The organism is Azohydromonas sediminis (assembly GCF_003574675.1).
Lineage (GTDB): Bacteria > Pseudomonadota > Gammaproteobacteria > Burkholderiales > Burkholderiaceae_C > Calidifontimicrobium > Calidifontimicrobium sediminis.
This window is the reverse complement of sequence record NZ_QOAZ01000003.1, coordinates 53,088-64,657: the sequence shown is the minus strand read 5'-3', so window position 1 is coordinate 64,657 and position 11,570 is coordinate 53,088. Positions and strand designations below refer to the sequence as shown.

At 71.2% G+C, this 11,570-nt stretch carries 10 protein-coding genes and 1 tRNA gene; 6 read left to right on the top strand and 5 right to left on the bottom strand.

Annotated features, from left to right (window positions below):
- Window positions 1-14 precede the first annotated feature (14 nt).
- The 4 genes from DRV96_RS02995 to DRV96_RS02980 are packed head-to-tail and all read right to left on the bottom strand — an operon-like array spanning window position 15 to window position 2,646.
- Entirely contained in the window at window positions 15-797 is a 783-nt protein-coding gene (locus DRV96_RS02995) for a M90 family metallopeptidase (protein ID WP_119287586.1), read from the bottom strand.
- Window positions 794-1,579 (bottom strand): UDP-2,3-diacylglucosamine diphosphatase, encoded by a 786-nt coding sequence (locus DRV96_RS02990; RefSeq protein ID WP_119287584.1) that lies wholly within the window; start codon window positions 1,577-1,579, stop codon window positions 794-796. The genes DRV96_RS02995 and DRV96_RS02990 overlap by 4 nt, the downstream gene beginning before the upstream one ends.
- Window positions 1,580-1,583: 4 nt before the next feature.
- Window positions 1,584-2,087 (bottom strand): peptidylprolyl isomerase, encoded by a 504-nt coding sequence (locus DRV96_RS02985; RefSeq protein ID WP_119287582.1) that lies wholly within the window; start codon window positions 2,085-2,087, stop codon window positions 1,584-1,586.
- Window position 2,088: 1 nt separating this feature from the next.
- A complete protein-coding gene (locus DRV96_RS02980; RefSeq protein WP_119287579.1) occupies window positions 2,089-2,646 on the bottom strand; it encodes a peptidylprolyl isomerase in 558 nt (185 codons plus the stop codon).
- A 112-nt stretch (window positions 2,647-2,758) separates the two neighbouring features.
- Between DRV96_RS02980 and cysS the strand changes: the two genes are divergently transcribed.
- The 6 genes from cysS to DRV96_RS02950 all read left to right on the top strand — a co-directional run bounded on the left by cysS (window position 2,759) and on the right by DRV96_RS02950 (window position 8,587).
- A complete protein-coding gene (gene cysS / locus DRV96_RS02975; RefSeq protein WP_119287577.1) occupies window positions 2,759-4,129 on the top strand; it encodes a cysteine--tRNA ligase in 1,371 nt (456 codons plus the stop codon).
- 5 nt (window positions 4,130-4,134) lie between these two features.
- The gene (locus DRV96_RS02970) at window positions 4,135-4,785 is read left to right on the top strand and encodes a DNA-3-methyladenine glycosylase family protein (RefSeq protein WP_119287575.1); all 651 of its coding nucleotides are present in this window, start codon (window positions 4,135-4,137) and stop codon (window positions 4,783-4,785) included.
- Window positions 4,786-4,808: 23 nt separating this feature from the next.
- On the top strand, window positions 4,809-5,780 hold the full coding sequence (locus DRV96_RS02965) for an acetyl-CoA carboxylase carboxyltransferase subunit alpha (protein ID WP_119287572.1): 972 nt from the start codon (window positions 4,809-4,811) through the stop codon (window positions 5,778-5,780).
- Window positions 5,749-7,083, top strand: coding sequence for a tRNA lysidine(34) synthetase TilS (tilS, locus tag DRV96_RS02960; protein WP_119287570.1), 1,335 nt, complete (start codon window positions 5,749-5,751; stop codon window positions 7,081-7,083). The genes DRV96_RS02965 and tilS overlap by 32 nt, the downstream gene beginning before the upstream one ends.
- Window positions 7,084-7,170: 87 nt before the next feature.
- Window positions 7,171-8,445, top strand: coding sequence for an aspartate kinase (locus tag DRV96_RS02955; protein ID WP_119287786.1), 1,275 nt, complete (start codon window positions 7,171-7,173; stop codon window positions 8,443-8,445).
- Window positions 8,446-8,494: 49 nt separating this feature from the next.
- A tRNA-Ser gene (locus tag DRV96_RS02950) sits at window positions 8,495-8,587 on the top strand.
- Between the two features lie 51 nt (window positions 8,588-8,638).
- Here the strand turns inward: DRV96_RS02950 and gcvP are convergent.
- The gene (gcvP, locus tag DRV96_RS02945) at window positions 8,639-11,545 is read right to left on the bottom strand and encodes an aminomethyl-transferring glycine dehydrogenase (RefSeq protein ID WP_119287568.1); all 2,907 of its coding nucleotides are present in this window, start codon (window positions 11,543-11,545) and stop codon (window positions 8,639-8,641) included.
- Window positions 11,546-11,570 lie beyond the last annotated feature (25 nt).

The following is an 11,570-nucleotide window of genomic DNA, read 5'->3' as shown; positions in this document are numbered from 1 at the left end:
GTGGGGCCGGTGGCTCAGGCCATCGCGGCCGGGTCCTGGCGGTAGAAGTCGACGAACAGCCGGTACAGCGCCGGCTGTTCTTCTTTGAGCGCCTGCGGGGCGACGAAGAACGCCTCGCTGGCGACGGCGAAGAACTCTCCCGGCGCCTCGGCGCCGTAGGGGTCGAGCACGGTGTCGTGGCCGCAGGCCACACGCTCGCAGAAGCGGTCGTACTCGTACTGCATGACCTCGCGCCAGTGCGCGAGCGCCTTCGCGTCGGGCAGCGGCGGCACGCCGTCGGCCTCGCCATCGATCATGTCGATGACGTGCGCGAACTCGTGGATCACGACGTTGTAGCCCTCGCCGGCCGTCGCGCCGGCGTCACGGACGTCGGCCCAGCTGAGCATCACGGGGCCGCCTTCCATCGCTTCGCCGGCGAGCACCTCGTCGTACTGGTGCACGACGCCGGTCTCGTCGGTCACGGCGCGCGCCGCGACGACCGGCGCCGGGTGGATCACGATGCCGACGAAGCCGTCGTAGGCACCGAGGCCGAGCCTCAGCACCGGCAGGCAAGCCTGCGCAGCCACGGCCACCGCGGTGTCGTCGTCGACGACGAAGCCGCCGGCGCCGCTGAACTCCTTGCGGTCGAGGAACAGGCTGGACAGGCGCCGCAGCTCGCGCAGGTCGGCGTCGCTGCGCCGGGCGAGGAACGGGTAGCGTCGCAGCGTGCGCTGCCACAGCGCCTCGGGGATCTCGCGCCGTGCCAGCGCCCGCTGCTCGCGGTGCTGCTGCCAGCGGCGCAGCAGGCGGCCGATCATCGGCGGCGCAGCGGGTGCCGGCTGAAGCCGGCACGCGTCAGGCGCAGCACTTCGCCGCGTGGCGGATCGGCCTCGGCGTCCCAGTCGCTGAGCACGTGGCGCCAGTAGCCGGGCGCGAGTTCTTCGTCGCCCGGCCGGTGCGTGTGGCCGTGGACCATGTGCCGGCTGCCCGCCGCGTGCAGCCAGGCCACGGCCGCGCCGGGATCGATGTCGGTCCAGCGCGTGGTCTCGGCGCCTTGCTGGCGCTGCTGGCTCGCGTCGCGCATCTGGCGCGCGACGACGCGGCGCTGCGCGATCGGCATCGCCAGCGCGGCGGCACGCCACGCGTCGCTGCGCGCCTGTGCGCGAAAGCGCTGGTACTCGACGTCGTCGAGGCACAGCAGGTCGCCGTGCGTGAGCAGTACACGCTCGCCGAACGCCGTCAGCAGCGTCGGGTCGCGCAAGGCGATCGCACCGGCGTCGCGCAGCGTCGCGGCGCCGACGAGGAAGTCGCGATTGCCGACCATGAAGCCGAGCTGGCGGCGGCAGCCGGTGTCGGCGAGCACGTCCATGCACGCCGCCTCGAACGGCTCGCTGCGCGCGTCGTCGCCGACCCAGGCCTCGAACAGGTCGCCGAGGATGAACACCGCGTCGGCGGTCGTCGTGCGCATGTAATCGGCCCACGCGGCGAACGTGGGCGAAGCGGCGTCGCACAGGTGCAGGTCGGAGATGAACTCGACCGCCTGCCACGCAGGCGGCGCCGACAGCTCGAACAGGCTCGGCAGCTGCCAGCCCGGCTGCATCGCGTCAGCCGACGACGGTCGCCTTGTGGATCACGACGTCTTCCAGCGGGACGTCGTCGTGCATGCCGCGGCGGCCCGTCTTGACGCCCTCGATCGCGTCGACGACCTCGGTGCCGGCGACGACCCTGCCGAACACCGCGTAGCCCCAGCCCTGCGGCGTCTGCGACTTGAAGTTCAGGAAGTCGTTGTCGACCGTGTTGATGAAGAACTGCGCGGTGGCCGAGTGCGGCGCCGACGTACGCGCCATCGCGATCGTGTAGCGCTCGTTCTTCAGTCCGTTGGCGGCCTCGTTGGCGATCGGCGCGCCGGTGGGCTTCTGCTTCATGCCGGGCTCGAAGCCGCCACCCTGGATCATGAAGCCCTTGATCACGCGGTGGAACACGGTGCCGTCGTAGTGGCCCTTGTTGACGTAGTCGATGAAGTTGGCCACCGACTGCGGTGCCTTCGCGTCGTCGAGCTCGAGGCGGATCGTGCCGGCGCTGGTCGTCATCTCGACGGTCTTGGTCATTTCAGTTCTCCAGGGTGGCCTTCGTGATGACCACGGGTTGCAGGGGGACGTTCCGGTGCGGACCGCGGTTGCCGGTGGGCACGGCCCGGATCTTGTCGACCACGTCCATCCCGGCGACGACCTTGCCGAACACGGCGTAGCCCGCGCCGTCGCGCGCATTGGGCTGGTCGAGGAACGCGTTGTCGACGACGTTGATGAAGAACTGCGCGGTCGCCGAGTCGGGCACCGCGGTTCGCGCCATCGCGATCGTGCCGCGCACGTTCGACAGGCCGTTGCGGCTCTCGAGCGGGATCGGCGCCCGCGTGGCCTTCTGCGTCATGTCGGGTGTGAAGCCGCCGCCCTGGATCATGAAGTTCGGGATCACGCGGTGGAACACGGTGCCGTCATAGTGCCCGGCCTTGACGTACTGCACGAAGTTGTCGACGGTCTTGGGCGCCTTCGCAGCGTCGAGTTCGACGACGATGTCGCCCATCGTCGTCGCGAGCCTGACCTTCTGCGCCCATGCGGGTGCCGCGGCCAGCGCCGCTGCCAGCACCGCCGTCGTGATCACTGCCTTCATCGCCAACCGACTCCCAAGCCGCGCGACCGCGCCGCTATACTGATTCGATTCTAACGAGCGGCCTCCGACGACAGACTTGTTCAGGAGGCCGTTCGCTTTGCCCGCCCCGCGAATGACACTGCGCATCCACAACTCGCTGACCCGCACGGTCGAGGCCTTCGCACCGCTCGAGGCCGGCAAGGTGCGCATGTACGTGTGCGGCATGACGGTCTACGACCTGTGCCACATGGGGCACGCACGGATGATGACGGCGTTCGACGTCGTCTACCGCTGGCTGCGCACGCTCGGCTACGACGTGACCTACGTGCGCAACATCACCGACATCGACGACAAGATCATCCAGCGCGCGCTGCAGCGCGGCATCCCAATCCGCCAGCTCACCGACGAGATGATCGCCGCGATGCACGCCGACATCGGCGCGATCGGCCTGCTGCTGCCGACGCACGAGCCGCGTGCGACCGACTACGTGCCGCAGATGCTCGCGATGATCGGCACGCTCGAGCGCAAGGGCTACGCATACCGCGCGCCGGGCGGCGACGTCAACTACGCCGTGCGCAAGTTCGCCGGCTACGGCAAGCTGTCGGGCAAGTCGCTCGACGAACTGCGCGCCGGCGAGCGCGTCGCGGTGCACGAAGGCAAGGACGATCCGCTCGACTTCGTGCTGTGGAAGGCCGCCAAGGCCGACGAACCCGACGACGCGAAGTACGCGAGCCCGTTCGGCCCCGGCCGCCCGGGCTGGCACATCGAGTGCTCGGCGATGAGCTGCGCGCTGCTCGGCGAGACCTTCGACATCCACGGCGGCGGTCTGGACCTGCAGTTCCCGCACCACGAGAACGAGATCGCGCAAAGCGAGGCCGCCAACGGCAAGCCGTTCGCGCGGCTGTGGATGCACAACGGCTTCCTCAACGTCGACAACGAGAAGATGTCCAAGTCGCTGGGCAACTTCTTCACGATCCGCGACGTGCTGAAGACCACCGACGGCGAGACGCTGCGCTTCTTCCTGCTGCGCACGCACTACCGCAGCCCGTTCAACTTCAGCGACGCGCACCTCGACGACGCGCGCCACGCGCTGCGGCGGCTGTACACCGCGCTCGACGCGGTGCCGCCCGACGACAGCGCGCTCGACTGGGCGCAACCGGCGCCGGCGGCGTTCCGCGCCGCGATGAACGACGACTTCAACACGCCGGCCGCGCTGGCCGTGCTGTTCGAGCTGGCCGGCGAGGTCAACCGCAGCCGCTCGGCTGCGGCCGCCGCACAGCTCAAGGCGCTCGGCGCGACACTGGGCCTGCTGCAGCAGGCGCCGCGCGCGTACCTGCAAGGCGGCGACACCGATGCCGCGGCGATCGAGCAGCGCATCGCCGAGCGCGCGCAGGCCAAGAAGGCGCGCGACTTCGCGCTCGCCGACCGCATCCGCGACGAGCTCGCCGCGCAGGGCATCGTGCTCAAGGACGGTCCGCAGGGCACGACCTGGGTCAGGGCCTGAACACGATGGCAGCGACGCCGGCCGCGGCCGTGACGCCCGACTACTGGGACGACGCCTGCAAGCACCTGGCGCGGCGCGACCGCGTGATGCGCAAGCTGATCCCGCGCTTCGGGCAGGCGCGGCTGAGCAGCCGCGGCGACGCGTTCACGACGCTCGCGCGCTCGATCGTCGGCCAGCAGATCTCGGTCAAGGCGGCGCAGTCGGTGTGGGAGCGGCTGGTCGCGGCGGTCGACGGCGGCGCCACCGTCGACCCGCGGCGCGTGCTCGCGCTCGGCATCGACGAACTGCGCGCGTCGGGCCTGTCGGCGCGCAAGGCCGACTATGTGCGCGACCTCGCGACGCACTTCGTCGAGCGTACCGTCCACGTCGACGACTGGCCGGCGATGGACGACGAGGCCATCATCGACGAGCTGGTGGCCATCCGCGGCATCGGCCGCTGGACGGCCGAGATGTTCCTGATCTTCCACCTGCTGCGCCCGAACGTGCTGCCGCTCGACGACCTCGGCCTGCTGCGCGGCATCAGCGTCAACTACTTTAGCGGCGAGCCGGTGTCGCGGGCCGAGGCGCGCGAGGTCGGCGAGGCGTGGGCACCGTACCGCTCGGTGGCCACGTGGTACGTCTGGCGCAGCCTCGACCCGGTGCCGGTCGACTACTGACGACAACGCGGAGGACCGATGCGATGAGCCGACGCCATTTCCTCGACTTCGAGCAGCCGATCGCCGAACTCGAGAAGAAGATCGAGGAGCTGCGCTTCGTGCAGAACGAGTCGGCGGTCGACATCTCGGAGGAGATCGACCGCCTCGACAAGAAGAGCCTGCAGCTGACGAAAGAGATCTACGCGACGCTGACGCCGTGGCAGGTCACGCAGATCGCGCGCCACCCGCAGCGCCCGTACACGCTCGACTACGTCGCCGAGATCTTCACCGACTTCCATGAGCTGCACGGCGACCGCGCGTTCGCCGACGACCTCTCGATCGTCGGCGGCCTGGCGCGCTTCAACGGCCAGGCCTGCATGGTCATCGGTCACCAGAAGGGCCGCGACACGAAGGAGCGCACCGCGCGCAACTTCGGCATGAGCCGCCCCGAGGGCTACCGCAAGGCGCTGCGGCTGATGAAGCTGGCCGAGAAGTTCGGCCTGCCGGTGTTCACGTTCGTCGACACGCCGGGCGCGTATCCGGGCATCGGCGCCGAGGAACGCGGGCAGAGTGAGGCGATCGGGCGCAACATCTTCGAGATGGCGCAGCTCGAGGTGCCGATCGTCACGACGATCATCGGCGAGGGCGGCTCGGGCGGCGCGCTGGCGATCAGCGTCGCCGACCAGGTGCTGATGCTGCAGTACTCGGTCTATTCGGTGATCTCGCCCGAGGGGTGTGCGTCGATCCTGTGGAAGACGGCCGAGCGCGCGGCCGACGCCGCCGAGGCGCTGGGCATCACGGCGCACCGTCTGAAGGCGCTCGGGCTGATCGACAAGATCGTCAACGAGCCGGTGGGCGGCGCGCACCGCGACCCGAAGGCGATGGCCGCCAGCCTCAAGCGCGCACTCGGCGAGGCATTGCGCCAGGTCGCGGACCTGAAGACCAAGGACCTGCTGCAGCGCCGCTACGAGCGCCTGCAGTCGTATGGCCGCTTCAGCGACACGAAGGAGCGCTGAAACCCCACCGGTCGTCGCCGTCGCGGCCAGCGGCGGCAGCGACTCCACGGCGCTGCTGCATGCGACGGTGCACGCGGCCGCCAGGCTTGGCGTGCACGTCGTCGCGCTGCACGTGCACCACGGCCTGCAGCCGCAGGCCGATGCATGGCTCGCGCACGTGCGCGCGCAATGCGACCGTTGGGCCGCCAGAGGGCTTCCGGTGCGCTTCGTCGCCGCGCGCCTGGCGACGCGCCCGGGTGCTGGCGACAGCGTCGAGGCGTGGGCGCGGCGCGAGCGCTACGCCGCGCTGGCCGCGATGGCACGCGCGGCCGGCGCGTCGCTCGTGCTGCTCGCGCACCACCGGCGCGACCAGGCCGAGACCTTCCTGCTGCAGGCGCTGCGCGGCGCCGGGCCAGCGGGTCTGGCCGCGATGCCGCAGCGCGTCGAGCGCGACGGGCTCGTGTGGGCACGGCCCTGGCTCGACCACGACGATGCCGCGATCGACGCCTACCTGCGCCGCTATCGGCTGCGCTGGGTCGACGACCCGAGCAACGCCGACGCCGCGTACGCGCGCAGCCGCCTGCGCACGCGCGTGATGCCGGCGCTGCGCGCCGCGTTCGAAGGCGCCGACGCGGCGCTGGCCGCCGCCGCACGCGAGGCGCAGGCCGCGCAGGCCTGCCTCGACGAAGTCGCGGCGGCCGACCTGGCCTCGGCCTGCGACGCCGATGGGGCGCTGCGGCTCGACGCCTGGCGCGCGCTGACACCCGCGCGCCGGCGCAACGCGCTGCGCGCGTGGCTGCGCGTGCGCACGGGCCGCGGCGCGGCTGCGACCGTCGTCGAGCGCCTGCTGGCCGAGGCAGGCCGCACGCCGTCGGCGCGCTGGCCGCTGCCGGGTGGTGGCGAGGTGCACCTGTACCGCGGCCGGCTGGGTGTGGACCGTGCAGCGCCCCCGCGCGCCGCGCCCTCGGGCGCGACGGCGCTGTCGATCACGGGCCCCGGCTGCCACGCGCTGCCCGCGTGGGGCGGGTGGCTGGAGGTCGTCGCGGTCGACGCCGGGGGCGTCGCGCTCGAGCACCTTCGCCGCTGCGAACTGCGCGTGCGCCGCGGCGGCGAGCGCTTCCAGGCGGCGCCGGGCGGCATCGCGCGCAGCCTGAAGAAGCAGTACCAAGCCGCCGGCGTCGCGGCCGCACAGCGTAGCGGGCCGCTGCTGTACGGCGCCGACGGGCGCCTGCTGTTCGTGCCAGGGCTGGGGATCGACGCGCGCGTGCGCGCGGCGCCCGGCACGCCGCAGGTCGCGCTGCGCTGGCGCCGCGGCGCCGGCTGACGTCAGGCCGCCGAAGGGCGGGCCGCTAGAATCCGCAGTTTCGCGCATCTCGCATCTGGGCGCGTGCAGCGCACGCGTCGCGTCGTCATGGCATTGATCGTTCACAAGTACGGCGGCACGTCGATGGGCTCGACCGAGCGCATCCGCAGCGTCGCCAAGCGCGTCGCCAAGTGGGCGCGCGCGGGGCACCGCATGGTCGTGGTGCCGTCGGCGATGAGCGGTGAGACGAACCGCCTGCTCGGTCTCGCGAAGGAACTGCAGCCGGCGAAGGTCGACGAGCGCGTGCTGCGCGAGCTCGACATGATCGCGTCGACCGGCGAACAGGTCTCGGTCGGGCTGCTCGCGCTCGCGCTGCAGGCCGAGGGCATCGACGCGATCAGCTACACCGGCTGGCAGGTGCCGATCAGGACCGACTCGGCGTACACGAAGGCGCGCATCACGAGCATCGACGACGCACGCGTGAGGGCCGACCTCGACGCCGGGCGCGTCGTCATCATCACCGGCTTCCAGGGCGTCGACGACGCCGGCAACATCACGACGCTGGGCCGCGGCGGCAGCGACACGTCGGCGGTGGCGGTGGCCGCCGCGCTGAAGGCCGACGAGTGCCTGATCTACACCGACGTCGACGGCGTCTACACGACCGACCCGCGCATCGTCCCCGAGGCGCGGCGGCTGCACACGATCAGCTTCGAGGAAATGCTCGAGATGGCGAGCCTGGGCTCGAAGGTGCTGCAGATCCGCTCGGTCGAGTTCGCCGGCAAGTACCGCGTGCCGCTGCGCGTGCTCTCCAGCTTCACCGACTGGGACATCCCGATCGACGAGGAAGCGAAGTCGGGCACGCTGATCACTTTCGAAGAGGACGAGAAGATGGAACAAGCCGTCGTGTCGGGCATCGCGTTCAACCGCGACGAGGCCAAGGTCACCGTGCTCGGCGTGCCCGACAAGCCGGGCATTGCGTACCAGATCCTCGGCGCGGTCGCCGACGCCAACATCGACGTCGACATGATCATCCAGAACGTATCGCACGACGGCAAGACCGACTTCTCGTTCACCGTGCACCGCAACGACCACGCCCGCGTGATGGACCTGCTCAAGCAAAAGGTCGTGCCGGCGCTCGGCGCGCGCGAAGTGATCGGCGACGCGCGCATCTGCAAGGTCAGCATCGTCGGCATCGGGATGAAGAGCCACGTCGGCGTCGCGGCGAAGATGTTCCGCACGCTCAGCGAAGAGGGCATCAACATCCAGATGATCTCGACCAGCGAGATCAAGACCAGCGTCGTGATCGACGAGAAGTACATGGAGCTCGCGGTGCGCGCACTGCACCGCGCGTTCGAGCTCGACCAGGAAGCCGCCGCGGCCTGACGCCCGCGCGCCGGGCGGCGTCCGGGGCTAGAATCCGACACTTCGTGCTGGAGACGTGACCGAGAGGCCGAAGGTGCTCCCCTGCTAAGGGAGTATGCGGGCAAAACCTGCATCGAGGGTTCGAATCCCTCCGTCTCCGCCAGCGACGGCCCGCAAGGGCCGTTTTCTTTGGCTGCAGCGGTTCGCGCGACGCTCAGCGTGCGGCCGGCGTGTCATCCCCAAGCGGCACGCAGCTGCAAAACAGGTTGCGATCGCCGTACACGTTGTCGACGCGGCTCACTGGGGCCCAGTACTTGCGCTGGCGCAGCGCGGGCAGCGGGTAGGCGGCCTCGTCGCGGGTGTACGGGTGCGTCCAGTCGCTCGCGGTGAGCGCGGTTGCGGTGTGCGGCGCGTGCTTCAGCGGGTTGTCGTCCTGCGGCCACTCGCCGCGCTCGATCTTCGCGATCTCGCCGCGGATCGCGATCATCGCGTCGCAGAAACGGTCGAGCTCGGCCAGCGACTCGCTCTCGGTGGGCTCGACCATCAGCGTGCCGGCCACCGGGAAGCTCAGCGTCGGCGCGTGGAAGCCGTAGTCGATCAGCCGCTTGGCGACGTCCTCGGCGCTGACGCCGCTCGTCTTGGCGAGCGGCCTCAGGTCGAGGATGCACTCGTGCGCGACGCCGCCGCCCTTGAGGCCCGGCACGCCGCCGCTGAAGTGGATGTCGTAGTGGTCCGCCAGGCGCGCCGCGACGTAGTTGGCCGCGAGGATCGCGACCTCGGTCGCGGTGCGCAGCCCGTCGGCGCCCATCATGCGGATGTACATCCAGCTGATCGGCAGCACCGCCGCGTTGCCCAGCGGCGCGGCGCTGACGGCGCCCACCGGCGCCTTCGTGTCGCCGTGACCCGGCAGGAATGGCACCAGGTCCTCGACGACGCACACCGGGCCGACACCCGGCCCGCCGCCGCCGTGCGGGATGCAGAACGTCTTGTGCAGGTTCAGGTGGCTGACGTCGCCGCCGAACTGCCCCGGCGCGGCGATGCCCACCAGCGCGTTCATGTTCGCGCCGTCGACGTAGACGCGCCCGCCCGCGCGGTGGACGATCTCGCACAGCCGCGTGACGCCGGCTTCGAACACGCCGTAGGTCGACGGGTACGTGATCATCACCGCGGCGAGCCTGTCGGCGTGCGCGGTGCACTTGGCCTCGAGGTCGGCGAGGTCGACGCTGCCGTTGGCGTCGCACTTGACGGCGACCACCTTCATGCCCGCCATCTGCGCGCTCGCCGGGTTCGTGCCGTGCGCCGATTCGGGGATCAGGCACACGTCGCGGTGGCCCTGGCCGCGCGCCTCGTGCCAGGCCTTGATCGCCAGCAGCCCGGCGTATTCCCCCTGCGAGCCGGCGTTGGGCTGCAGGCTGATGCCGGCGTAGCCGGTGGCCTGCGCGAGCCACGCGGTGAGCTGCGCGTTCAGTTCGGCGTAGCCGGCGAGCTGGTCGGCCGGCGCGAACGGATGCACGTGCGCGAACTCGGGCCACGTGATCGGGATCATCTCGCTCGTCGCGTTGAGCTTCATCGTGCACGAGCCGAGCGGGATCATCGTGCGGTCGAGCGCGAGGTCCTTGTCGGCGAGGCCGCGCAGGTAGCGCAGCATCGACGTCTCGCTGTGGTGGGTGTTGAACACCGGGTGGGTCAGGCACGCGCTGCGGCGCACGAGCGCGTCGGGCAGGCGCGTCGCGACGCCGGTCTCGAAGCGCTCGACCTCGGGCAGCGCGCCGCGCCAGCCGGTGGCGAGCGCCGCCACCTGCCACAGCGCGGCGAGGTCGGCGCGCGTCGTCGTCTCGTCGAGCGTGATGCCCACGCTCGTGGCGCTCGCGCGGCGCAGGTTCATGCCGCGCGACTCGGCCGCGGCGAGCAGCGCGTCGGTGCGCTCGCCGGTGAGCAGTTCGAGCGTGTCGAAGGCCTCGGGGTGGCGCAGCGCGACGCCCATCGCCTCGAGTCCCGCGGCGAGGATCGCGGTGTAGGTCGCGACGCGCCGCGCGATGCGCTTCAGCCCCTCGGGGCCGTGGTAGACGGCGTACATGCTCGCGACCACGGCCGGCAGCACCTGCGCGGTGCAGATGTTGCTCGTCGCCTTCTCGCGGCGGATGTGCTGCTCGCGCGTCTGCAGCGCAAGCCGGTACGCCGGTTGCCCGTGCGCGTCGACGCTGACGCCCACCAGCCTGCCCGGCAGCGAGCGCTTGAACTCGTCGCGCGTGGCCATGTAGGCGGCGTGCGGGCCGCCGGCGCCCATCGGCATGCCGAAGCGCTGCGTCGTGCCGACGACGATGTCGGCACCCTGTTCGCCGGGCGGGGCGAGCAGCGCGAGCGCGAGCAGGTCGGCGGCCACCACCAGCAGGCCGCCGCGCGCGTGCACCGCGTCGGCCAGCGGCTGCAGCGCACGGATGCGGCCGGTGACGCCGGGGTACTGCACGAGCGCGGCGAAGCACTCGGCCTCGGCGCACGCCTCGGCCGGCCCGACGACGACCTCGATGCCCAGCGGCTTCGCGCGCGTGCGCACGACTTCGATCGTCTGCGGCAGCACGTCGTCGGCGACGTAGAAGCGCGTGCTCTTGCTCTTGCCCACGCGCATCGCGAGCGTCATCGCCTCGGCGGCGGCGGTGGCCTCGTCGAGCATCGATGCGTTGGCGATCGCCATGCCCGTCAGGTCGGTGACCATCGTCTGGAAGTTGACGAGCGCTTCCATGCGCCCCTGGCTGATCTCGGCCTGGTACGGCGTGTACGCGGTGTACCAGGCCGGGTTCTCGAGCACGTTGCGCAGGATGACGCCGGGCGTGTGCGTGCCGTGGTAGCCCTGGCCGATGAAGCTCCTGAACACCTTGTTCTTTGCCGCGATCGCCTTCAGCTCGGCGAGCGCCTGCGCCTCGGGCACGGCCGGCGGCAGCTCCATCGGCTGCGTGCGCGCGATCGCCGCAGGCACGACCGCCTCGATCAGCGCGCGCCGCGACGCCGCGCCGATTGCCGACAGCATCCGCTGCTGCTCGGCCTCGGTCGGGCCGACGTGGCGGGCGACGAACTCGTCGGCGTTCTCGAGTTCGGCGAGCGGGGGCAGGGCGGACATCAGCATGGGGCGTCCCGGGTCGTGCGAGCGG